We start from the raw sequence: 22,608 nt of genomic DNA, 5'->3' as shown, positions 1-22,608 counted from the left end.
CGCGCATGCCTGCTCCGCCTTTCCCTGCCGCGTGCTTGGCATTTTCCGGTTGCCTCGCCCTGTGCAGAGGGCTTTAGAGGCCACGCGGAGCCGGCAGGAAAAGGTTTTTGTGATGGAGCGTGCGGCAAAGCTCGCGGCGGGCAGCCTGCTGGTAGCGGTTCTTGTGCTGGCCATCAAGGCGCTGGCCTGGTGGCTGACCGGCAGCGTGGCGCTGCTGGCCGACGCGCTGGAATCCATCGTCAACGTCGCCGCCGCCGGCGCCGCCCTGGTGGCGGTGCGGCTGTCGGCCCAGCCCCCCGACGCGAACCATCCCTATGGCCATGCCAAGGCCGAATATTTCTCGGCCGTGCTGGAAGGCGCGCTCATCATTGTCGCGGCGCTGCTGATCCTGCGCGAATCCTGGGGCGCCTTCCAGGCCCCGAGCGCGCCGGAACTGCCGGCGCTCGGCCTCGCCATCTCGGTGGCGGCCACGGTGATCAACGCCGTCTGGTCGGGCGTGCTGTTCCGCAATGGGCGGCGGATGCGCTCCCCCGCGCTGCTGGCGGATGCGCGGCACCTGCTGGCGGATGTGGTCACCTCGGTCGGCGTGGTGGTGGGCGTCGGGGCGGTGGCGGTCACCGGCATCCTTTGGCTCGATCCGCTGCTGGCGGCGCTGACGGCGGTGAACATCCTGGTCTCCGGCTTCCGCCTGCTGCGCGAAAGCGTCGGCGGGCTGATGGACGAGGCGGTGGAGCCCGGCCTGCTTGCGCGCATCCGCGCCCTTGTGTCGCAGGAAGCGGCAGGGGCGCTGGAGGCGCATGACCTGCGCACCCGCCATGCCGGCCGCACCACCTTTGTGGAGTTCCACCTGGTGGTGCCCGGCGACATGCGCGTGGCCGAGGCGCATGAGATCTGCGACCGCATCGAGGGCGCGCTGAAGGGGGAGCTTGGCAGCGCCGTCATCACCATCCATGTGGAGCCGGAAGGCAAGGCCAAGCACCATGGCGTGCTGGTTCTTTGAAAAGGGGTTCCGCCCATGGTTCGTCTGGATGTGATCACCACGCGCGGCGGCGATGCCGGGCAGACCTCGCTCGGCGACGGGACGCGCATCTCCAAGGACTCGCCGCGCATCGAGGCCATCGGCGCCGTTGACGAGGCCAATGCGGCGCTCGGCCTGGTGCGGCTGCACCTGCGGGGCGACCCGCATGACGCCATGCTGGCACGCGTCCAGAACGACCTGTTCGACCTCGGCGCCGATCTTTGCGTTCCCGGCGACAGCGCCGAAGGGCGGCTGCGCGTCGGCGACGCGCATTGCGCCCGGCTGGAAGCCGATGTCGCCGCCATGAACGCGGAGCTGCCGCCGCTGCGCTCCTTCGTGCTGCCGGGCGGCACGCCGGCGGCGGCGCATGCGCACTGGGCACGCACCGCCGCGCGGCGGGCGGAGCGCGTGGTGGTGGCGCTGGCGGCGGCGGAAGCGGTGAACCCGGCCGCCATCCGCTACCTGAACCGCCTGTCGGACCACCTGTTCGTGTTGTCGCGCGCGCTGAACAAGGGCGGCGACGTGTTGTGGGTGCCGGGCGGGGAGCCGGGCGGCGGGGCGGATTAGCCCGGCAGCCCCAGCTCGTCCTGCCGGCGCTTGTCCAGCTCCTCGCTGTAGCGGCGCAGCAGGTGGCTGGCCTTCAGCAGCCCCAGCACGCGGGAGGTGTCGCGCTGGTCCACCACCGCCAGGGCCTCGGCGTCGCTGGCGTCGAACAGCGCCATGGCCTGCTTGGCGTTCTGCGCCGGCAGCAGCACCTGGTCGGACAGGTGCACCAGCTTCGCCACGCTGTCGCTGTCATCCAGGTCCGGCGCGTGGGCTTCCCCGACATAGATCAGCCCGGCATAGCGTTCCGCCTGGTCGAGCGCGATGACGTATTCCGTGGCGCCCAGCGGGAAGTCGCGGCGGAAGGAGGAGATGCGGGTGTCGGTGCGCACCGTGCGCACGTCGCGGCGCATCAGCTTGCCCACCGTCAGGTCCTGCAGCCAGCCGATGTCATGGGCGGAGCGGATCGATTCGCCGCGCAGGTGGAAGCGCCAGGTGGCGAAGGAATAGCCGAACAGGCGCCGCGTGGTGGTGGTGGACACGATCACCGCCGCCACGCACAGCCCGGCCACCGCGAAGTCGCCCGTGGTTTCCAGCGCGATGAAGGTCATGGCCAGCGGCGCGCCGATCACCGCCGCGCCAAAGGCGCTCATGCCCACAATGGCGGTCAGCAGCGGGTCCACGGTGATGCCGAGCCATTCGGCCGGCGTCGCCATCAGCTTGCCGAGCAGGCCGCCCAGCAGCAGCGAGGCGAAGAACAGCCCGCCGCGGAAGCCGGCGCCGATCGAGATGGCGGAGGCCAGTGCCTTCAGCACCAGCAGGATCAGCAGCGGCATGGCGGGGCCTTCCACCATGAAGGTGACATGCAGCGCGCCATGCCCGGCGGACAGCACGGCCGGCGTCGCCTGGGCCAGCGTGCCGACCATCAGCCCGCCCACCGCCGGCCGCGCCCAGCCCCAGGGAATCACCCGGCGCAGCGTGGTTTCGGTGACCGTGACGCCCCGCATCAGCGCGATGGCGGCCAGGGCGCAGCACAGCCCGACCACCAGCGCCACCAGCGTATCGCCCCAGTCCGGCGGCCCGACCCCGCCGGAGATCACCGGCGTGGTGCCGCCCAGCAGGTGGGAAATGGCGGTGCCGGCCACCGCCGCCGCCAGCACCGGCGCCAGATGCGCGATGGCATAGGCGCCGATCACCAGCTCGAAGGCGTAGAAGGCGCCGGTCAGCGGCGCCTGGAAGGAAGCGGCGATGGCCCCCGCCGCGCCGCAGCCCACCAGCACCCGCAGATCGCCGCGCCGCAGTCCGAAGGCGCGCCCGAGGCGCGAGGCGACGCCGCCGCCCGCCTGGGTATAGGCCGCCTCCAACCCGACCGAGGCGCCGAAGCCGTTGGAAACCAGGTTCTGCGCCCCCACCACGACGCCATCCATCAGCGACATGCGGCCGCCATGCAACGCGTTCGCCTCGATCGGGTCCACCGGGGAGCGCGGCCAGTAGCGCGCCACCAGCACGCCGAGGGCCGCCAGCAGCAGCCCGCCCGCCGCCGGCGCCAGCAGCACCACCAGCGGATCGACCTCGCGGATGGCGCTGAGCCCGTGCCGGCTTTCCGGGCCGAACAGCAGGGTGTGCAGCCCCTTCGCCGCCAGCCCCAGCAGGGAGGCCAGCAGCCCGCTCACCGCCCCGGACAGGATGCCCAGGCCGATGATGCCGAGCTCGCTTTGCCGCACCGCGTCGCGCAGGCGGGTGGTGGCGAAGCGGCGCTCCATCCAGGCCCGCGCCGGGGCGAGGCCGGCGGCGATGCGGAACAGCGGCATCAGGGGGCATCCTGCCAGCCGCAGGCGGCGAAGGCGGCGCGCATGGCCGCCGGTACCGGCGCGGTGGCCTCAAGGGGAGGGGTCAGGGGCAGGGCGATGGCGCGGGCCAGCAGGTGCAGCCCTTCCGCTGTGGCGGCGCCGTAGAAGGGGTCGCCCAGGATCGGCCAGCCTTCGGCGGCGCAATGCACGCGCAGCTGGTGGGTGCGGCCGGTTTCGGGGCGGAGTTCCAGCCAGGTAAGGCCGGCGCCGCGGCCCTTGACGCGCCAGCGGGTCAGCGCCTGCTGGCCGGTGGGATGCGCTTCCATCCGCCAGCCGGCGGCGGCGCTGCTCACCTTGCGCAGCGGATGGTCGATGCGGCCGCTTCCCGCCGCCGGGCCGCCCACCACCACCGCCCAATAGGTCTTGCGGGCGCGGCCCTGCGCGAACAGCGCGCCCAGCTCGGCCAGGGCCGGCCTGGTGCGGCCCAGCACCAGGCAGCCGGCGGTATCGGTGTCCAGACGGTGGGCCGGCTGCGGCGGCCGCTTCTTGTCGAGCGCCAGCGCCGGCAGCGCGTCCTCCAGGCTGGCGCCGCCGCGCGGCCCCGCATGCACGGGCAGCCCCGCCGGCTTGTCGATCACCAGCACCGCGTCGGTTTGCAGCAGGATATCGGGGATGGCCGCGCCACCCCCGGCATGGCTCCGCCCCATCCGGGCGGGGATCAGGCGGCCCTGGGCAGCAGGCGGGAGGTCCGCTCGGCCCATTCGAAATACAGGGCGCGGGCCTTCTGCGCGACCGGCCCGATCGGCAGGGCGCGACCCTCGAAATTGGTGCAATACTGAACCTTGCCGAAATTGCCGGTGGCGAAGATCTCGTCCGCCTCGCGCAGCATCGCCTCGGTGACGATGCATTCCCTCGTCTCGACCCCGGCGGCGCTCAGCAGGCCCAGCACGCGGGAGCGGGTGATGCCGGCCAGGTAGGTGCCGTTGGGCTTGGGCGTCATCACCACCCCATCCTTGACCAGCATCAGGTTGGAGGTGGCGAATTCGGCGATGTTGCCCTCATGGTCGCGCATCACCGCGTTGTCGAAGCCCTTCTCGCGCGCGGCGGCGGCGGCGCGGGAGGAGTTCGGGTACAGGCAGGACGCCTTGGCATCGGTTGGCGCCATGTCGGAGGCCGGGCGGCGGAACGGCACCATGCAGGCCGAGAAGCCCTTGGACGCGTCCGGCATCGGCGAGTCGTAGATCGACAGGATGAACTCCGTGGTGCGGCCATCCGGCTGCGCCGCGCCGATGCCTTGCCGCACAAAGAACATCGGCCGGATGTAGAGCTCGGCATCGGCCGGCATCATCGCCACGCCCTCGCGGCACAGCGCCTCGATCTGCTCGGCGCTGTGCGTCGGCTGCATCATCATGGCATGGGCGGAGCGGATCACGCGCTGGCAATGCAGGTCGAGGTCCGGCACCAGCCCGCGGATGGCGCGCGCCCCGTCGAACAGGATGGAGCCGAGCCAGAAGGCGTGGTCCATCGGGCCGAGCACCTTGGGCTCCTCGGTCATCCACTTGCCATTGTGCCAGAAGACGCCCGCCATGATCCGTATCCTTTTGCATCTGCCGCAGGAGGGAGCGGAGAGTGGCACGCCCGCCCTGCCGTTTGAAGGGCGGGGAACGCGCCGCGCTCCCGCCCCGTTATCGCCGCCTCAGCCGACGCCGAACGCGTCCGGATAAGCGAACAGCCCCACCGCGCCGCCGGTGTGGAGGAACACCACGTTCTCGTCCTTGCCGAAGCGGCCCTGGCGGATCAGGTCGATCAGCCCGGCCATGCCCTTGCCCGAATAAACCGGGTCCAGGAGGATGCCCTCCTTTTCCGCCAGCAGCTTGATGGCGGCGACCATGCCCTCGGTGGGGATGCCGTAGCCCTGGCCGACATAGTCGCAATTGGCCACCACATGCTCCGCCCGCACCGTGTTGTCCGGCAGGCCCAGATGCGCGGCGGTGCGCTGCGCCAGCGCCAGGACGTTGGCTTCCTGCGCCGGGCGCGGCGCGCGCACGCCGATGCCGAGCACGGGGATGCCCGAATTCAGCGCCACCAGCCCGGCCACCAGCCCGGCCTGGGTGCCGGCGCTGCCGGTGGCGTGCACCACATGGTCGATGCGCAGCCCCATCTCGGCCGCCTGGTTCACCAGCTCCAGCGCCGCGTTGACATAGCCCAGCGCGCCCACCGGGTTGGAGCCGCCGCCGGGGATCACATAGGGCTTGCGGCCTTCGGCGCGCAGCTCGGCGGCGCGGCTTTCCATGGCGGCGGCCATGTCGGTGCCGCCGGCGAGGCGGCTGATCGTGGCGCCGTGCAGCAGGTCCAGCAGCACGTTGCCCGAATGGGCATAGGCCGCGTCCTCATAGCCGGTGCGGTCTTCCAGCAGGATGTGGCAGGCGAGGCCGAGCTTGGCCGCCGCCGCCGCCGTCTGCCGCGCGTGGTTGGACTGCGTCGCGCCCTGGGTGATCACCGTGTCGGCACCCTGGGCCAGCGCGTCGGCCATCAGGTATTCCAGCTTGCGGGTCTTGTTGCCGCCCGTGGACAAGCCGGTGGCGTCATCCCGCTTGATCCACAGCTTCGGCCCGCCGAGATGCTTCGACAGGTTCTCCATCGGCTCCAGCGGCGTCGGCAGGTGGCCCAGGCGGATGCGCGGGAAGCGGGCGAGGTTCATGGCGTTTCTCCGTGTCTTCTGATGCCGGCGGAGCCTAAGGCCGCCCGCCCGGCCCGGCAAAGCCCCTCCCCCCCAGGGAAGGAACTGGGAAGGAGCCGGATCGGGCGGCCGTCGCCGGGAAGGGGCGCGCGGTCCGCCCCCGCGTGCTATCGCCCGCCGCATGTCCTCCCGTCTCCCGCCTCCCGGTCCCGTCCGTCCCCCCGCCCCCGAGCCCGACCGGCTTTGCGGCCCCGCCGCCGTCGCCGCCGCCTTCGCCCGCCGCCCCGAGGCGGTGCTGCGCCTGTTCTATGTCGAGTCGCGCCGCAATGAGGCGGGCGGCTTCTGCGCCCGTCTGGCGCGGGAAAAGAAGCCCTACCGTGAGGTGCCGCCGGAGGAGCTGGCGAAGATCGCCGGCACCACCCACCATGGCGGCATCGTCGCCATCGCCGTGCCGCGCAAGGTTCCGCGCCTGCCCGACATCCTGCCGGACATCCTGCCCGAGCCGATGTTCCGCGGCGGCGTGCTGCCGGTGCTGGATGGCATCGGCAACCCGCACAATCTGGGGGCGATCGCCCGTTCGGCGGCGTTTTTCGGCTGCGGCGCCATGATGCTGTCGGGCGATCCGCGCCAGGCCGGGGTGTCGGACGCCGCCTTCCGCATCAGCGAGGGCGGGCTGGAGGCGCTGGAACTGGTGCGCGCGCCTGACCTGCCCGATGCGCTGCGCCGGCTGGCGCCGCATTGCCTGACGGTGGCCGCCGTGGCGCGCGGCGGGGTGCCGCCCGAGGCGCTGCCACGCGACCGTCCCGTCGCCCTGGTGCTGGGCAATGAGGAGCAGGGCCTGCCGGAAGCCACGGCCGCGGCCTGCGCCGCCCGCGTCACCCTGTCGGGCTCCGGCGTGGTGGAGAGCCTGAACGTTTCGGTTGCGGCGGCGCTGCTGATCCGTAGTTTTGCGCGGATGTAACCTGTCTTGATGCGCGCAGGATGCTGCGCCAGAACACCAGCGGACCCACCGGAGCTCCCAAAACCATGACCCTTCGCCGCCGTGCCCTGCTGGGCGCCGCCGCCACCTTCCCCGCCGTCCTCGCGGCGCCCTCCATTGTTCGGGCGCAGGCCGGCTTTCCTTCCCGCACCGTCCGCGTGGTGGTGCCCTTCGCGGCCGGCGGCTCCGTCGACATGACCGCCCGGCTGATGGCGCAGATGCTGCAGCCCGTGCTGGGGCAGAGCGTCGTGGTGGACAACCGCGGCGGCGCCGGCGGCAATATCGGCGCGGTCGAGGCCGTGCGCTCCGAGCCGGACGGGCACACCCTGCTGCTCGCCAACGCCTCGATCATGGCGGCCAACAAGTTCCTTTACACCAAGTCGATGCCGTTCGACCCGCTGAAGGACCTGGCGCCGGTCACCCGCGTTACCACCGGCACCGTTTACATGACGGTGAACAGCAACAGCCCCTACAAGACCTTCCAGGACGTCATCGCGGCGGCGAAGAAGGACCCGGGCAAGCTGACCATGGGCTCCTCCGGCACCGGCACGATCAGCCACCTGACGGTCGCCAAGGTCAACAAGGTGACGGGCGCCGACATCACCCACGTGCCTTACCGCGGCGGCGCCCCGGCGCTGCAGGACTTGCTGGCCGGCAACATCGACATGATGTTCGACGTCATCCCGCTGTCGATGGTGCATGTGCGCGAAGGCCGCCTGCGCGTCCTGGCCGCCGCCTCCGCCGAGCGCACCACCTTCGCCGAGGAGCTGAAGAACGTGCCGGCGATGAAGGAGCTGCTGCCCGGCTCCAACATCGACATGCAGTCCTGGTACGGCGTCAACGTGCCCGCCGGCGTGCCCGCCGAGCGCATCGCCCAGCTGCACGAGGCCATCGTCAGGGTCGTGGACACGGACGAGTTCCGCTCCAAGATGGAGCCGAACGGCTTCACCACCGTGGTGGACAAGACCCCGGCCGAGTACGGCGCCTATATCGCCGCGCAGGAAAAGGTGTGGAAGGGGCTGGTCGAGGATTCCGGCGCCAGCCTGGACTGAGACACCCTTCCGGCGGGGCCGCGAACGGGCCCCGCCGCGCCCGCCATGCCGGGGGCCTTTCCCGGCCGCCGCGCCGGTCGCCGATTTCGCGGGCATGCCGGCCTTTCCCGCGCGGCCCGATGGATGCGGCCCGGCCCGGCCTGTTCTAGAGTTTCCCCCTCCCAGGAGGAAACCAGCATGCGCCCCCACCCGACCGCGTCCGTTCCGCCCTTCCGCATCCTTTCCGCCGCCCTTCCCCTGGCCGCGCTGGGCCTGGCCCTGTTGTGCGCCCCATCGGCCGGCTCCGCCCAGGCCGCGACCGGGGCGCCGCCGCCCGAGCTGACCTGCCCGGATGACGCGGCGATGCAGGCCATGGCCGCCTCCCTGCTGGACAAGGCGCCGGTGCAGCCCTTCGGCCGCAGCCTCAGCCTGCGGGACGGCCTGTGCGCCCAGGGCAAGCTGGTGGAGGCGATGAAGAAGTCGCTCGGCGAGACCGTGGGGTGGAAGGTCGGGCTGACCAACCCGGCGGCGCAGAAGCGCTTCGGCACCGACCACCCCGTCGCCGGCCCGATCTATGCCGCGACGGTGCGGGCGAAGTCGGGCGCCACCCTGCCGGCCCAATTCAGCGCCGTGCCGGTGATCGAGGCCGACCTGATCGTGCGGGTGAAGGATGCCGGCATCAACCAGGCCGGCGACGACCCGGTGGAGATCCTGAAGCATATCGACCAGGTCATCCCCTTCATCGAGATGCCGGACCTGGCGCTGGCCGACCTGTCCAAGATGAACGGGCCCAACCTGGTGGCGATCGGCGTCGGCGCGCGGCTTGGCGTGGTCGGGGAGCCGATCGTGCCGCAGGCGACGGAAGACTTCGCCCGCCGCCTGGCCGGCATGACCGTGATCCTGGAGGGCAAGGGGCAGGAACTGGCCAGGGCCCCCGGCACGGCGCTGCTGGGCCACCCGCTGAACCCCATCCCCTGGCTGGTGAAGGAGCTGGCCGCGCGCGGCACGGCGCTGCATCCGGGCGACCTGATCTCCCTGGGTGGCTTCTCCCCCGCCCTGCCGGCGGAGCCCGGGCTCTACAAGGTCACCTATGACGGCCTGCTGGAACAGCCGGTGTCGGTGACGGTGACGCTGAACTGACGCCCCACGGGGTGACGCCCCAGGGGAGTGACGCCTGGGAATTGAAGGCCGGGAATCGAGGCCCGGCCCGCGCCGCCGGACGGCCGCCGGAACCGGCTCCGCCCGGACGGGAGGCGGACCGGCGGCGGGGTGGATGCGCTGTTCCGGCGGCACCCGGGCTTCCGCGTCCCGGCCCGGCCGGGGCTTTCCCCATGCCCCGGCAATGGCGGCGGCGCAGTTTTCCGGCCCGCCTCTCTTGACCGGCGGTCCAACCCGGCGCATCGCCTGTGTTTTCCTCCACTTCGTGGTGTAAGGGCCCCGCCATGCTGGCCTTGCGAGTGATTCCGTGCCTGGACGTCAAGAATGGGCGGGTCGTGAAGGGGGTGAACTTCGTATCCCTTCGCGATGCCGGCGACCCCGTGGAGCAGGCCCGCACCTATGACGCCGAGGGCGCGGACGAGATCACCTTTCTCGACATCGGCGCCACCCATGAGAACCGCGACACCATGTATGACGTGGTGGCGCGCACCGCGGCCGAGGTGTTCATCCCGCTCACGGTGGGCGGCGGCGTGCGCGCGGTCGAGGATGTGCGCCGGCTGCTGCTGGCCGGCGCCGACAAGGCCAGCATCAACTCCGCCGCCGTGTCCGACCCCGACCTGGTGCGCCGTGCCGCCGAGGCCTTCGGCTCCCAGGCCATCGTGGTGGCGATCGACGCGCGCAGCGTGTCACCCGGAAAATGGGAAATCTTCACCCATGGCGGCCGCAAGGCCACCGGCATCGATGCACTGGACTGGGCGGAACGCATGGCCGCCCTCGGCGCCGGCGAATTGCTGGTCACCTCCATGGACCGGGACGGCACCAAGTCCGGCTTCGACCTCGACCTGCTGCGGGCGCTGCGGAAGCGGGTGCGGCTGCCGCTGGTGGCCTCGGGCGGCGTGGGCGAGGCGCAACATTTCGTAGAAGGGGCCAGGGCCGGGGCGACCGGGCTGCTGGCCGCCAGCGTTTTTCACTACGGGGAGATGCGCATCGGCGATGCCAAGGCCGCGCTGGCCGCGGCCGGCCTGCCGGTGCGCCCCGCCCCGCTTGCAAGGGTGGCCTGAGATGGCGAAGGACGTGAAGAAGAAGGCGACCAAGGCCAAGGCTCCCCCCGGCGAGGCCAGCGCCGGACCTGAGGCGAAAAAGCCCCAGATGAAGAAGAAGGCGGTGCCGGCCCTGCCGATGCCCAGGGAGATCCCCGCGGCGGCGGCGCCGCGCAAGGCGACGCTGAAGGCCGAGGCCCGCCACCTGGAGCCGCTGGCGGTGGCGGCGCCGGCCGACATCGCGGTGCTGCAGCGCCTGTGGGACACGGTGGAGGCGCGGCGCCTGTCCGGGGACACCACCCTGTCGCATTCCGCCCGGCTGATCGCGCGCGGCACGCCCAAGGTGGCGCAGAAGCTGGGCGAGGAAGCGGTGGAATGCGTGATCGAGGCGACGCTCGGCAACCGGCGCGAAACCGTGCTGGAAAGCGCCGACCTGCTCTACCACCTGATCGTGGTCTGGGTGGATGCCGGCATCCGGCCGGAGGAGGTGTGGTCCGAGCTGGTGCGGCGCGAAGGCATCTCCGGCATCGCCGAGAAGGCCGCCCGCCCGAAGGGCATCCTGCGCGCCGCCGAAACCACCAAGCTGCCCTGACATTCAGGCCCCCGATATCCAGGCCCCTGACACCCCTCGCCGAAAGGAAACGCCATGCCCGTATCCGGCCTGCCGCCCTATGACGACGGCAACATCTTCGCCCGCATCCTGCGCGGCGAGATCCCGTCGCGGAAGGTGCATGAGGATGAGCACGCCCTGGCCTTCCACGACATCGCCCCGCAGGCGCCGGTGCATGTGCTGGTGATCCCCAAGGGGTCCTATGTTTCGGTCGCGGATTTCTCGGCCAAGGCCAGCCCCGAGGAGGTGGCGGGGTTCTGGCGCGCCGTCGGCCTGGTGGCGCGGCAGCTCGGCCTGGAGGATCAGGGCTTCCGCGTGCTGACCAACATGGGCAGCGATGCCGGCCAGGAAGTGCCGCATTTCCATGTGCATATCTTCGGCGGCAAGCCGCTCGGGCCGATGCTGGCGCGCGGCTGAGGCGCCATGCCGGCGGCGGCGGCCTTGATCGGGCGCCGCCGCATCGCCACCCTTTCACCCGACATGGCAGACATCACCGCCGAGGCAGAAGCGCGCATCGCGCTGGATGCCGCGGGGCAGCTCCCGGATGAGGAGCTGGACCTCGCCACCGTGGCGCTGCAATGCGCCCGCATCGACGCGCCGGACGCCGATTGGCGCGCCGCCGCCGCGCATCTTTCCGAACTGGCCCGCGCCGCCGTGGGCGCCGCCATCGCCGACCCCGAGGCGGATGCGGGGGATGGCGCCCGCCGGGCGGCCGTGCTGCGCGCGCTGATGCAGGACCGCTTCGGCTACCGGGGCGACAGCGCCACCTATGACGCGCCGGAAAACGCCAACCTGATCCACGTCACCGGGCGCCGGCAGGGCCTGCCGGTGGCGCTCGGCATTCTTTGGCTGCATGCCGCCGCGGCGGCCGGCTGGAAAGCCTGGGGGCTCGACTTCCCCGGCCATTTCCTGATCGCGGTCGAGGGGCGGGAAGGGCCCGCCGTGCTGGACCCCTTCCATCCCGGGCCGCCGCTTTCCGCCGCCGATCTGCGCGGGCTGTTGAAGCAGGTCCAGGGCGACGCGGCGGAACTGCACCGCAGCTATCTGGCGGCGGTGAGCCAGCGTTCCGTGCTGGTGCGGCTGCAGAACAACCTCAAGCTGCGGCGGCTGCAGGCCGGCGACATCGCCGGCGCCCTGGCCTGCACCGAGGACATGCTGCGCTTCGCCCCCACCACTGCGCTGTTGTGGCGGGAAGCGGCGCTGATGAACCAGCGGCTGGACCGCATGGGTGCCGCCCTGGCCTGCCTGGACCATTTCGTGGCGCTGATGCCGGCGGAAAGCGAGGCGGCGCAGCGCGCCCGCGGGCTGGCGGCGGAATGGCGGCAACGGCTGAACTGAGGCGGCGTCCGGCGCTCAGGGGGCCATGAAGCGGCCCCGGAAGCCCGCCCCGCCGGGCTTCAGTTGATTTCCTCGTCCGGGCCGATGCCCCACAGATCGGCCCGGCGCAGATAGCCCTCGCGCCCGCCCGCCGACACCTCGCACCAGGCATTGCCGGCGCGGCAGGCGCGGATGCGGCCCACCACGCCCGGCTCCAGCTTGGCCACCACATTGCTCGCTTCCGCCGCGGCGGAGCGCAGGATCAGCTCATGCGGCGTCTTCACCAGGAAGGTGCGCCGCCCGGCCAGGGTGGATTGGTGGACCCATCCCTCCGTGCCGTCCATGTCGCGGATGCGGCGCCACTGGTTGTATTCCCGCACCACCATCACCGGCAGGTCGCGCCGCTGATAGCTCCATTCGATGGGAAAGCGCGTGTCGGGGCCGATGCGCAGATTCACCTCGTCGCTGCGCAGGGACACGAAGCGCGGAATGGGCAGGCCGGTGGCGGTGCCGACGCTGGGCTGCTCGATCTCCTCCCGGCTGGGGGCGGGGGAAACCGGCACGGCGCCGGCGCCGGTTGCCGCGCCCAGCGTCGCCCCAGTGGCAGCGCCGGCGGCGGCGCCGGCCGCGGCCCCGGCCGCCGCGCCCGGACGCTTCACCGGCGTTTGCGGCGCGGCCTGGGTAGGGGCCGGGCGGGCAGGGGTGGCCTGCTGGCGCGAAGGCGGCTCCTGCCGGCGCGGCTCGGCATTGCGTGGCGGCGCGGCAGGGCGGGCCGGCGCGGCGTTGCGCTGCGGCGCCGGCTGCGCGGGGGCCGCGTTGCGCTGGGGCGCCGGGGCGGGCCGCGCCGGCTCGGCCGGCGGCGCGACGCGCTGCGCGCCGGGCGGCGGGCGCAGCACCTGCGGCTCCGGCGCGGCGCCGCGCGGCACCGGCTGTGGCAGGCCGGGCTGCGGAACGCCGAGCTGCGACGTGCCAAGACTGGATTGGGCCGCCGCCGGCAAGGCCAGCAGCAGCGCGAGGAACGGGAATGCAAAACGAAGCCAAGCCATGGCGGGATCTGGCCTGCAAGCTGGGGTTGCGGTCAAGCGGACAGCCGCAACGAACGCATGACTTTCGTCATCCACGATGATTTTCCCCCGAGGCGCGGCTTGCGGGCCGCAGCGGCGGAGCCAGGCCTGCCTCGCCGGAGCCTTTCTCAACGGCCGGTGCTGCCGAAGCCCCCGGCGCCGCGCGCCGTGTCCGGCAGCGCCTCCGTCACCGCCCAATCGGCATGGGTGACGGGGGCCAGCACGCCCTGGGCGATGCGGCTGCCGCGTTCCACGGTGAAGGGGGCGTCCCCGGCATTCATGACGATGACCTGCACCTCGCCCCGGTAATCCTCGTCGATGGTGCCGGGGCTGTTGGGCAGCACGATGCCGTGCTTCAGCGCCAGGCCGGAGCGCGGGCGGATCTGCAGCTCATGCCCCGGCGGCAGCGCCACGCAAAGGCCGGTCGGCACCAGCGCGCGGGCGCCGGGGGCGATCACCAGCGGCTCGGCCACGGCGGCCAGCAGGTCGAACCCCGCCGCGCCGGGCGTGGCATAGGCGGGCAGGGGCAGCCCCTCGGCATGCGGCAGGCGGCGGACGGCGATGGTGGCGCGGCTCATGCCTCGGCACCCCCCGCCAGGGTTTCCGCGACCAGCGCGGCGAGGCGGCCCGCCACCTCCTCCTTGGGCAGGCGGGGCCAGTCCTCCACCCCGCCGGCGGTCACCAGGTGCACGGCATTCTCGGCACCGCCCATCACGTCGCCCGACACGTCATTCGCCACGATCCAGTCGCATCCCTTGCGCTGCCGCTTCGCCACGGCGTTGGAAACCACGTTCTCCGTCTCCGCCGCGAAGCCGACCACCAGCCTGGGCCGCCGCGCATGGCCGGACAGGCTGGCCAGGATATCCGGGTTCAGCGCCAGTTCCAGCGGCGGGGGCGGCTGGCCGGGCACCTTCTTCAGCTTCTGCCCGGCCAGGCCGGCGCTGCGCCAATCGGCCACGGCGGCGGCGCAGATGGCGGCATCCGCCGGCAGAGCTGCCTCGCAGGCGGCCAGCATCTCCACCGCGGTCTCGACCCGCAGCACGGTGGCGCCGGGCGGGTCGGGCTGGCTGACGGGGCCGGACACCAGCGTCACCCGCGCGCCCAGCCGCGCCAGGGCGCCGGCGATGGCATGGCCCTGCCGCCCGCTGCTGCGGTTGGCGATGTAGCGGACGGGGTCGATCGGCTCATGCGTCGGGCCGGAGGTCACCAGGACGTGGCGCCCGGCCAGTGGCCGGGGGCCGGCATCGGCGGCGCGGGCGGCGCCCAGCAGGCGCTCCACCACCGCCAGCATCTCGGCCGGCTCGGCCAGGCGGCCAGGGCCGGCTTCCGCCTCGGCCATGGCGCCGTCATTGGGGCCGATCACCGCCACGCCGCGCTCGCGCAGCAGGGCCATGTTGGCGCGGGTCGCGGGGTGCGCCCACATCGCCCAGTTCATGGCCGGCGCCACCAGCACCGGGCGGTCGGTGGCCAGCAGCAGGGTGGTGGCCAGGTCGTCGGCCAGGCCGTTCGCCATTTTCGCCAGCAGGTCGGCCGAGGCGGGCGCCACCACCACGAGGTCCGGCAGCCGGGCCAGCCGGATATGGCCGATCTCCGCTTCCCCCGCGAGCGACCACAGATCCTGGTGCACCGCTTCCCCGGCGATGGCCTGCACCGCATGGGGCGTGACGAAGCGGGCGCCGCCGGCGGTCAGCACCGGCGTCACCCGCGCCCCCGCCTTGCGCAGCAGCCGCGTCAGCTCCAGCGCCTTGTAGGCGGACACGCTGCCGGAAACGATCAGGAGGATGCGGGAATTGGCCAGCATGTTGCAGATGCTAAACCGGCCGGGCGCCGGCGGGAAGCGGAAGCCGGAACCGAGCTTCGGCTTGGCTTTCTTTAATGTTGGATATGAAGACGGTTCCGTAAGCCAAGTCGCAAAAATAAACGCGATCAAGGAAACGTGAGGTCCTGTATCGGCGTAATGCCCTAGAAGCTACAGGAAGGATGCCCGGAACTCGACTGGACGCGCCGAGCGTGAATGTTCAGTGGAATTGTCGGGCCGCCAATTACACTTAGACGATACTGGCGGACATCTACTGGACGTTCTTCGCTCTTCGTCCCATTGCCACCACCGACCGACATGGGAGCTGTGATGCCGGAAAACCGCGATAACCTCGCCCGGTGCGATCTGGACGACGCGCTGCACCAGCGGGCTGCGGATGACAACGGCGCCGTGTTCGTTGATTTCGATCACACGATCTTCTCGTGCAACAGCACGGAACTGTTTATCGCCTCCTGCAAGCCCTCCCTGCTGGTCGCCATCATCGACTTCCTGGTCCGGCAATGCATCCCCTGGCGGCTGACCGGCCTGCCGCGCTGGTTCCGCCTGCGCGACTATGCCTGCGTGCTGCTGATCGTGCTGCTGATGCCCTGGAACCTTTGGTTGTGGAAGCGGCGCGCGCCCGCCCTGTTCGCCCGGCATGAAAGCCTTCCCGTCCGGAGAAGCCTGTCCCGGCTGGACCCGCAGCGCATGGTGATCGTCACCTTCGGGCTGGATTTCGTGGTGCGCGGGCTGCTGCGTGGCAGCCATTGGGAGCGGACGCGGCTGGTGGCGACGCCGATGCTGCCGCGCCCCGGCCATTTCGCGCGCGGCAAGCTGGACCTGCTGGGAGAGTTGTTCGGGCGGGAAGCGGTGGCCGCCTCCACCTCCATCTCCGACTCGCTGGATGACAGGGACCTGCTGGCGGCGTCCCGCAACGGCATCCTGATCGAGCCCCAGGGCGCGGAGTTCCGCGCCGCCGAGCATCTGTATATCCCGCTGCGCTACACGGCGCGGGCGAAATACACGACGTCCTATCTGGTGGACCAGATCTTCCTGGTGGACATCGCGCTGCTGATGCTGGCCACCGCGCAATCGGGGCTGCAGGTGGCGGAAGCCCTGCTCTACATCCCGCTGCTCGTGCTTTCGGCCATGTGCGTCTACGAGATGGGCTATTTCGAGAACGACATGGTGGCGGCGCGGCGGGAGCTGAAGCCGACGCTGACCGCCGAGGTGAAGCGCTTCATCGCCTATCCGATCTATCCCGGCGCCTGGATCTGGGCGATCGCCCTCGGCATGGCCGGGATGGGCGTGGCCTATTGGCGGGGCGAGCTGGACGTCCACAGCGTGCCGGCCGCGATCGGCTTCTGGATCGGCGCCCTGATCGTGCTGCGCGCCGTGTTCTTCGCCTACAACCAGCGGCGCACGGATGCGCGGCTGGTGATGTACCCCATGCTGCACTTCATGAAGTATTGCCCGATCTTCGTGCTGGTGCATCCCACCCCGATGGGCGTGGTGCTGGCGCTGAGCCAGGTGGCGACCATGTGGGTGGTCTACATGACCTACCGCCTGGGCGGGAACCAGAAGGCCATCCCCAAGGAGGTGTTCCGCACCGGCCTGTGGGCCATCGGCATGGGCTTCCTGGGCACGGCGGGGCTGTTCGGCTCGCGCGAGAACATGGTGATCCTGGCGCTGATGGGAACCTGGTGCGCGGCCCGCATCAGCAAGCCGATGCTGCTGCAATGGGCGCGCCGCAATGACCTGCGCAGCGCGCTGAAATCCGCCCTTTCGCCCTGAGGGAAGCGGGCCGGGGCATCGCCGGGCGGGAAGGGGGCCATGGCCCCCTTTTTCATGGCCGCGTCACAGCTTCCAGCCGGTGTGGACCGCGCAGACACCGCCCGTCATGTTGCGCCAGGACACCCGCTCGAACCCGGCCCGCTCCATCATGCCGGCGAGCGTCTGCTGGTCGGGGAACATGCGGATGCTTTCCGCCAGGTACTGGTAGCTTTCGGCATCCTTGGCGATGCGGGCGCCGATGGCCGGCAGGGCCTTGAAGGACCAGGCATCGTAGAGCGGCTGCAGCGCCGCGACCTCAAGGCGCGAGAATTCCAGCACGCACATCCGCCCGCCCGGCCGCAGCACCCGGAAGCCTTCGCGCAGCACCGCGTCCTTGTCGGTGCAGTTGCGCAGCCCGAAGGCCATGGACACGCGCTCCACGCAGCCATCCGGCAGCGGGATCTTTTCCGCGTCGCAGCACACGAAGGACAGGCCCTCGGCCAGGCCCCGCTCCGCCGCGCGGCCTTCGCCCACCGCGAGCATGGCGGCGTTGATATCGGCCAGGATCACCGAGCCCGCGCCGCGCTTCTTGGCCAGGAAGGCCACGTCCCCGGTTCCGGCCGCGAGGTCGAGCAGCGTGTCGCGCGGCCCGGCGCCGATCGCCGCCACGAAAGCCTGCTTCCAGGCGCGGTGCAGGCCCAGCGACATCAGGTCGTTCATCACGTCGTATTTCGGGGCGACGCTGTTGAACACTTCCCGCACCATGGACGCCTTGGCGTCGCGGGGCACCTCGCGGAAGCCGAAATCGGTGGTTTCTGTCATGGGCGCAGGATAGCGCGGCCGGGCGGGGTGGAAAGCGGCCGGCGGCGGGAATCTGCGGGCGGCGCCGTGCCCGCGCCCCTGAACGGCAGCTCCTAGCGGCGGAGGCGCCGCAGGTCCTGCAGGCGCAGGGCGCCGAGCAGCTGGGTGGTGCCGAAGTAAAGAACGAGGCCCAGCAGCACCAGCAGGCCCAGCCCGCCGAGTCGCGCCAGCCCGGCTTCCCAGCCGAGCAGGGGAAAGGCCGCCGGCATGGCCAGGAACAGCCCGGCCGACATCAGCACCGCCGCCGCCGCCAGCCGCCACAGATTGCGCCGCAGCCGGCGGTCGGCGCGGAAATGCTTCCGCCGGGACAGCAGCGCGAACAACAGCCCGGCATTGCACCAGGCCGCCAGGGAGGTGGCGAGGGCGATGCCCACATGATCCAGGAAGCGGCTCAGCACCAGGGACAGCGCCAGGTTCACCGCCACCACGACGATGCCGATCTTGACCGGCGTCGCCGTGTCGCCGCGGGCGAAGAAGCCGGGCGAGAACGCCTTGATCAGCACAAAGGCCGGCAGGCCCACCGCATAGGCCCGCAGCGCCCAGGACACCGCCTCGGCATCGGCCACGCTCAGCGCGCCGCGCTGGAACAGCGTCAGCACGATCGGCGCCGCCAGCACCACCAGCGCCGCGGCCGCCGGCAGGGTCAGGGCCAGGGAAAGCTCGATGGCGCGGTTCATCGAGCGGTGCGCCGCAAGCGGCTTGCCGCCGCGCAGCTGGCGCGACAGCACCGGCAGCAGCGCCGTGCCCACCGCCGCCCCCACCACGCCCAGCGGCAGCTGCGCCACGCGGTCGGCATAGGTCAGGAAGGAGATGGCGCCCACCGGCAGCAGGGAAGCGATGAACACGTCGATCGCCAGGCTCATCTGCGTCACGCTGGCGCCCAGCACGCCGGGCAGCATGGCGCGCAGCACCTTGCGCGTCTCGGGCGTCACCCGCGGCCAGGACAGGATGGGGAAGCTCATGCCCGCCCTGCGGCAGGCCACCACCACCAGCGCCAGCTGGGCGATGCCGGACAGCACGACGCCCCAGGCCAGGGCATGGGCGGGCGTCGCGGTGAACGGCACCAGCGCGAACAGCGACACGATGGCGAACAGGTTGAACAACAGCGGCGCCCCGGCGGCGAGGGCGAATTTGTCCACCGCGTTCAGCACGCCGGACACCAGCGCCGTCAGGCAGATGAACAGCAGGTAGGGGAAGGTGATGCGCGACAGCTCCACCACCAGCCCGAAGCGCAGCGGCTCGTCGCGCAGGCCGGGCGTCAGCACGGCCATGACCTGCGGCATGAACACCATGCCGAGCACCACCAGCAGCGACAGCCACAGCGCCATCAGCGTGGACATGCGCGCCGCCAGCTCCCGCGCCCGCTTCGGCCCTTCCAGCGCCAGCGTGCCGGTGAAGGCGGGCACGAAGGCGGCGTTGAAGGCGCCTTCGCCGAACAGCCGGCGGAACAGGTTGGGCAGGCGCAGCGCGATGAAGAAGGCGTCCGCCAGCGGGCCGGCGCCCAGCGTCGCGGCGATCAGCATGTCGCGCGCGAAGCCCAGGATGCGGCTGGCAAAGGTCCAGCCGCCAATGGTCAGGACGTTCTTCAGCATGGGCCGGCCGGCGCGCGGGGCGCCGGGATCAGGCCTGGGAAGGCGTGGGGGCGGGGTTGGCGCCGCCGGCCGCCTGGCCGCGGCGGGACTGCCACAGCGCGACGAAGTCGATCGGCGAGAGCAGCACCGGCGGGAAGCCGCCATCGCGCGTCACATCGGCCAGGATGTTGCGGGCGAAGGGGAACAGCAGCCGCGGGCATTCCACCAGCAGCAGCGGCTCCAGCATGTTGGGCTCCACATTCACGGTGAAGATGCCGCAATACACCAGCTCGGCGATGAAGGCGGTCTGCGGCTTGTCCTGCCCAGGGGCTTGACCAGGGGCCTGCCCGGCGACCTGGGCATCGGCGCGGATCTGCAGCGACACCTCGAACACGTTGCCGCCTTCCTGCAGGGCGCGGGCCTGCACGTCCAGCGCCAGGTCGATGCGCGGCGCCTCGCGCATCGTGGCGAACAGCTCCGGCGCGCCCGGCACCTCGAAGGACAGGTCCTTGATGTATTGCAGGTTCAGCAGCAGCGGGCCCTGCGGCGCGGCGCCGTTCTGGCCAGGGCCGTTGCCGGCCGGGTTCTGGGCGGCGTTGTCGGGCGGGAGGATGTTGTCGGACATGCGGGCCCCAAAGGAATGCGGTGAGATGCGGTTCCGGTTGCGCGGCGCGGGGTAGCACGCCCCGCCGCCGCTGTCACAGCCGGATCGCCCCGCCCGCCCCGCGCTCAACCATGCCGGGCGGCGGGGCCAGGCGGCAGGGCCAGGGTGAAGCGGGTTTCCACCGCGCCGGATTCGAAGCCCAGCGTGCCGCCATGCGCCCGCGCGATCTCGGTGGCGATGAACAGGCCGAGGCCGAGGCCGCCGCTGTCGCTTTCGGCGGTGCCGCGGGTGAAGGGGCGGAACAGCCTTGCCCCGACATGCGGCGGAATGGGCGGCCCTTCATTGGCGACGGACAGGCGGAAGCCACTGGCATCCGCCACGGCATCGACCCATACCGGCCGCCCGGGGGCGCCGTGCAGCAGCGCGTTGGCCAGCAGGTTGGACAACAGCTGCGCGATGCGGGCGGAGTCGCAGAACACCGGGCCTTGCAGGGCCAGGCGGGCCACGATCTCCCGCTCCGGCCGCGCGCTGCGCTGTTCCCCGATCACCTGCGCCAGGCTGTCGGCGAGCTGCGCGTCCCAGCGGCGCTCCAGGGTGATGCCGCTGCCCAGGCGGGTGCGGGCCATGTCCAGGATGTTGTCCACCAGCTCCGCCATGCGGCGGCAGCTTTGCCGCATGTGGCCGATGATGCCCGCCTGCTCGCGGCCGGCGGGGCCGCGCCCCAGCACCTCCACCCCGGCGCTGACCGAGGCCAGGGGATCGCGCAGGTCATGCCCCAGCACCGCCACGAACTGTTCGCGCAGCGCGCCGATCTCATGCGCGTCGGTCAGGGCGGCGCTGGCGGTGGCGAGCCGCTCCTGCAAGGCGAGCTGCGCCCCGATCAACTCGGCGAAAAGCTGCAGGGTGGGCAGGGCGTGGCCGTCGCGCAGCTTCATGGGGCGCGGGTCGAGGGCGCAGAGTGTGCCGAACACCGAGCCGTCCGGACGCCGGATCGGCACCGCCACATAGCTTTCCAGCCCGTAGCGCCGCGGCGTCGGATGGTCGCGGTAAAGCGGGTCGGCGCTGGCCTCGTCCATGATGATGGGCCGGCCGCTGGCGCGGATCTCGTTGCAGAAGGTGGTGGACACCGGCAGCTCGGCGCCCGGCGGCAGGCCGAAGCCGATCCGGTCGAGCACCGAGCAGGCGATCCAGTGCCGCTCCGTGACGCGCGCCACGGCGGCGAAGCCGAGCCCGGTCATGTCGCAAACGATCCGCAGGATGGCGGGAACGGCGTCGAGTTGCCGCACCGCCGCCACATCGGCCGCCAGGGCGGGCGGCAGGGCGGCGATGATGTCAGGCGGCAGCGGGCTGGAAGGGTGACCCTGTTCCAAGCGCCGCCTCAGCGATGCCGCCAGGAAATCTGCACCGGCGCCGGCTCCGTCGGGTTGCAGCGGAGCCATTGGCCATTGGCCACCGATTCGCCCGTCATGGACAGGATGAAGCCCCAGTGGGACACCACCACCGTCCGGTCCCAGTCCTCCAGCGCCACCATCTCGGCGCGGAACAGCCGGGCGCGGTTCTCGACCTGGTCCGCCGGTTCCTCCATGGCGGGCCACCAGACCTCGTCCAGATGGTCGAAATTCAGTTCCGGCCATTGCATCGCCAGGGCGGTGCGGGGCGTTCCGATATCGCAGACAAAGGCATAACGCTCGCGCACCTGGGGCTGCACCAGCACAGGCAGGTTCAGCAGCCGCGCCAGTGGTGCCGCCGTTTGCAGGGCGCGTGTGTAGGGGCTGGCGATGATGCGGGTGATGCCCTCGGCCGCCAGGGCGGCGGCGGCCTGTTCCGCCTGGTACTGGCCCATCGGCGTCAGCTTCGGGTCCTTGATGCCGGGGTCGCGGCGCGTGGCCGTGAAGTGCAGGTTGAATTCGCTCTGGCCATGGCGCAGCAGGATCATGGAAAGCCCTCTCTCGGCATGGCCGGAGCCATTCGCTGTGTCGAGGTAGCCGCGCCCATGACACGCGGCAAGGCATCCTGCCTCAGCCTGCGCCGCCGATTGAGCCTCATGCCACCGTTGCGGGCAAGCCGCGTGGCACCTAGATAGAGAAGATGAGGAGATTGCAATGTCCGGCGGCTTCCCGATCGACCTGATCCTGTTCGGCATGGTGGCGGCCTTCCTGGTGCTCCGCCTGCGCGGCGTCCTGGGGCGGCGCCAGGGCTTCGAGCGGCCGCCGCAGGAACAGCCGGTTCCCGCATCCGGCGTGCCGCCGGTCCGCGACGCCGACCCGACCACCACCCTGCATGGCGGCAGCGGCAGCCGGCAGATCCTGCCGACCAGCAATTCCGTGCCCGGCCAGGCGCTGGAGGAGATCCGCCGCGCCGACCCCGCCTTCGACCCGCGGGCCTTCCTGGCCGGCGCCGAGGGCGCCTTCGGCATGATCATCGCAGCCTTTGCCGCGGGCGACCGCGCGACGCTGCGGAGCCTGCTGTCCGACGACACCTATGCCGGCTTCGAGCAGGCCATCGCCGCGCGCGAGGCGGCGGGCGAGCAGCAGCGCACCGACCTCAAGACCATCCACGAGATGTCGGTGGAATCCGCCTTCCTGCGTGGCAGCATCGCCGACATCACCGTGCGCATCGTGTCTGACCAGGTGAACCTGACCACCAACGCCCAGGGCGAGGTGGTGTCCGGCAACGAGGCGGTGACCGAGCTGACCGACATCTGGACCTTCCAGCGCGACCTGCGCAGCGGCGACCCGACCTGGAAGCTGGTGGCGACGCAGTCGGCCTGA

23 protein-coding genes are annotated in these 22,608 nt (G+C 71.6%); 11 read left to right on the top strand and 12 right to left on the bottom strand.

The features are described from left to right. The first annotated feature begins 112 nt into the window (after window positions 1-112). Window positions 113-1,000 carry a cation diffusion facilitator family transporter gene (locus F0Q34_RS06590; protein ID WP_149811386.1) on the top strand — a complete coding sequence of 296 codons (888 nt, stop codon included), beginning with the start codon at window positions 113-115 and terminating at the stop codon, window positions 998-1,000. Window positions 1,001-1,015: 15 nt separating this feature from the next. Beyond that, window positions 1,016-1,585 carry a cob(I)yrinic acid a,c-diamide adenosyltransferase gene (locus F0Q34_RS06585; protein WP_149811385.1) on the top strand — a complete coding sequence of 190 codons (570 nt, stop codon included), beginning with the start codon at window positions 1,016-1,018 and terminating at the stop codon, window positions 1,583-1,585. Here the strand turns inward: F0Q34_RS06585 and F0Q34_RS06580 are convergent. The 4 genes from F0Q34_RS06580 to cuyA all read right to left on the bottom strand — a co-directional run bounded on the left by F0Q34_RS06580 (window position 1,582) and on the right by cuyA (window position 6,052). Continuing rightward, window positions 1,582-3,372 carry a chloride channel protein gene (locus tag F0Q34_RS06580; RefSeq protein WP_149811384.1) on the bottom strand — a complete coding sequence of 597 codons (1,791 nt, stop codon included), beginning with the start codon at window positions 3,370-3,372 and terminating at the stop codon, window positions 1,582-1,584. The two genes, F0Q34_RS06585 and F0Q34_RS06580, sit on opposite strands and share 4 nt — an antisense overlap. After that, window positions 3,372-4,058, bottom strand: coding sequence for an RluA family pseudouridine synthase (locus F0Q34_RS06575; RefSeq protein ID WP_149811383.1), 687 nt, complete (start codon window positions 4,056-4,058; stop codon window positions 3,372-3,374). The genes F0Q34_RS06580 and F0Q34_RS06575 overlap by 1 nt, the downstream gene beginning before the upstream one ends. An 11-nt stretch (window positions 4,059-4,069) precedes the next feature. Then, on the bottom strand, window positions 4,070-4,939 hold the full coding sequence (locus F0Q34_RS06570) for a branched-chain amino acid aminotransferase (protein WP_149811382.1): 870 nt from the start codon (window positions 4,937-4,939) through the stop codon (window positions 4,070-4,072). Between the two features lie 108 nt (window positions 4,940-5,047). Continuing rightward, window positions 5,048-6,052: a D-cysteate sulfo-lyase gene (cuyA, locus tag F0Q34_RS06565; RefSeq protein WP_149811381.1), complete on the bottom strand. Its 1,005-nt coding sequence runs from the start codon at window positions 6,050-6,052 to the stop codon at window positions 5,048-5,050. A 160-nt stretch (window positions 6,053-6,212) separates the two neighbouring features. Between cuyA and F0Q34_RS06560 the strand changes: the two genes are divergently transcribed. The 7 genes from F0Q34_RS06560 to F0Q34_RS06530 all read left to right on the top strand — a co-directional run bounded on the left by F0Q34_RS06560 (window position 6,213) and on the right by F0Q34_RS06530 (window position 12,187). Next, the gene (locus tag F0Q34_RS06560) at window positions 6,213-6,992 is read left to right on the top strand and encodes a TrmH family RNA methyltransferase (protein ID WP_149811380.1); all 780 of its coding nucleotides are present in this window, start codon (window positions 6,213-6,215) and stop codon (window positions 6,990-6,992) included. Window positions 6,993-7,057: 65 nt separating this feature from the next. After that, window positions 7,058-8,062 carry a Bug family tripartite tricarboxylate transporter substrate binding protein gene (locus F0Q34_RS06555; RefSeq protein ID WP_149811379.1) on the top strand — a complete coding sequence of 335 codons (1,005 nt, stop codon included), beginning with the start codon at window positions 7,058-7,060 and terminating at the stop codon, window positions 8,060-8,062. Between the two features lie 177 nt (window positions 8,063-8,239). Further along, complete coding sequence (locus F0Q34_RS06550; RefSeq protein ID WP_149811378.1) at window positions 8,240-9,181, top strand: 2-keto-4-pentenoate hydratase; 942 nt, start codon at window positions 8,240-8,242, stop codon at window positions 9,179-9,181. A 302-nt stretch (window positions 9,182-9,483) separates the two neighbouring features. Beyond that, window positions 9,484-10,260 (top strand): imidazole glycerol phosphate synthase subunit HisF, encoded by a 777-nt coding sequence (gene hisF, locus F0Q34_RS06545; RefSeq protein WP_149811377.1) that lies wholly within the window; start codon window positions 9,484-9,486, stop codon window positions 10,258-10,260. A 1-nt stretch (window position 10,261) separates the two neighbouring features. After that, window positions 10,262-10,831, top strand: coding sequence for a phosphoribosyl-ATP diphosphatase (locus F0Q34_RS06540; protein WP_149811376.1), 570 nt, complete (start codon window positions 10,262-10,264; stop codon window positions 10,829-10,831). A 54-nt stretch (window positions 10,832-10,885) separates the two neighbouring features. Next, the gene (locus F0Q34_RS06535) at window positions 10,886-11,266 is read left to right on the top strand and encodes a histidine triad nucleotide-binding protein (protein WP_149811375.1); all 381 of its coding nucleotides are present in this window, start codon (window positions 10,886-10,888) and stop codon (window positions 11,264-11,266) included. Between the two features lie 24 nt (window positions 11,267-11,290). Continuing rightward, on the top strand, window positions 11,291-12,187 hold the full coding sequence (locus F0Q34_RS06530) for a SirB1 family protein (RefSeq protein WP_241665362.1): 897 nt from the start codon (window positions 11,291-11,293) through the stop codon (window positions 12,185-12,187). A gap of 59 nt (window positions 12,188-12,246) precedes the next feature. Here F0Q34_RS06530 and F0Q34_RS22135 read toward each other — a convergent pair whose 3' ends face one another. The 3 genes from F0Q34_RS22135 to coaBC form a co-directional block, all read right to left on the bottom strand. Beyond that, window positions 12,247-13,212, bottom strand: coding sequence for an SH3 domain-containing protein (locus tag F0Q34_RS22135; RefSeq protein WP_206667961.1), 966 nt, complete (start codon window positions 13,210-13,212; stop codon window positions 12,247-12,249). Window positions 13,213-13,358: 146 nt separating this feature from the next. Further along, the gene (dut, locus tag F0Q34_RS06515) at window positions 13,359-13,808 is read right to left on the bottom strand and encodes a dUTP diphosphatase (protein ID WP_149811373.1); all 450 of its coding nucleotides are present in this window, start codon (window positions 13,806-13,808) and stop codon (window positions 13,359-13,361) included. Beyond that, window positions 13,805-15,031, bottom strand: a complete 1,227-nt coding sequence (coaBC, locus tag F0Q34_RS06510) for a bifunctional phosphopantothenoylcysteine decarboxylase/phosphopantothenate--cysteine ligase CoaBC (protein ID WP_149811372.1) — start codon at window positions 15,029-15,031, stop codon at window positions 13,805-13,807. Before coaBC ends, dut begins: the two co-directional genes overlap by 4 nt. Window positions 15,032-15,358: 327 nt before the next feature. Here coaBC and F0Q34_RS06505 point away from each other — a divergent pair, with 327 nt between their 5' ends. After that, on the top strand, window positions 15,359-16,822 hold the full coding sequence (locus F0Q34_RS06505; protein ID WP_149811371.1) for an HAD family hydrolase: 1,464 nt from the start codon (window positions 15,359-15,361) through the stop codon (window positions 16,820-16,822). Window positions 16,823-16,885: 63 nt separating this feature from the next. Here F0Q34_RS06505 and F0Q34_RS06500 read toward each other — a convergent pair whose 3' ends face one another. The 5 genes from F0Q34_RS06500 to F0Q34_RS06480 all read right to left on the bottom strand — a co-directional run bounded on the left by F0Q34_RS06500 (window position 16,886) and on the right by F0Q34_RS06480 (window position 21,773). Then, entirely contained in the window at window positions 16,886-17,623 is a 738-nt protein-coding gene (locus tag F0Q34_RS06500; RefSeq protein ID WP_149811370.1) for a class I SAM-dependent methyltransferase, read from the bottom strand. Between the two features lie 92 nt (window positions 17,624-17,715). Then, on the bottom strand, window positions 17,716-19,254 hold the full coding sequence (gene murJ / locus F0Q34_RS06495) for a murein biosynthesis integral membrane protein MurJ (protein ID WP_149811369.1): 1,539 nt from the start codon (window positions 19,252-19,254) through the stop codon (window positions 17,716-17,718). A gap of 28 nt (window positions 19,255-19,282) precedes the next feature. Next, window positions 19,283-19,858 (bottom strand): protein-export chaperone SecB, encoded by a 576-nt coding sequence (secB, locus tag F0Q34_RS06490; protein ID WP_149811368.1) that lies wholly within the window; start codon window positions 19,856-19,858, stop codon window positions 19,283-19,285. Window positions 19,859-19,962: 104 nt separating this feature from the next. After that, complete coding sequence (locus tag F0Q34_RS06485; protein WP_206667960.1) at window positions 19,963-21,207, bottom strand: GAF domain-containing sensor histidine kinase; 1,245 nt, start codon at window positions 21,205-21,207, stop codon at window positions 19,963-19,965. A gap of 8 nt (window positions 21,208-21,215) precedes the next feature. Next, window positions 21,216-21,773 (bottom strand): histidine phosphatase family protein, encoded by a 558-nt coding sequence (locus tag F0Q34_RS06480; RefSeq protein WP_149811366.1) that lies wholly within the window; start codon window positions 21,771-21,773, stop codon window positions 21,216-21,218. A gap of 166 nt (window positions 21,774-21,939) precedes the next feature. Here F0Q34_RS06480 and F0Q34_RS06475 point away from each other — a divergent pair, with 166 nt between their 5' ends. After that, complete coding sequence (locus tag F0Q34_RS06475; RefSeq protein WP_149811365.1) at window positions 21,940-22,608, top strand: Tim44/TimA family putative adaptor protein; 669 nt, start codon at window positions 21,940-21,942, stop codon at window positions 22,606-22,608.

Source organism: Teichococcus oryzae (assembly GCF_008386565.1).
GTDB classification, from domain to species: Bacteria; Pseudomonadota; Alphaproteobacteria; order Acetobacterales; family Acetobacteraceae; genus Pseudoroseomonas; species Pseudoroseomonas oryzae.
The sequence above is the reverse complement of the archived record's forward strand: the minus strand, read 5'-3'. Positions and strand labels throughout refer to the sequence as shown.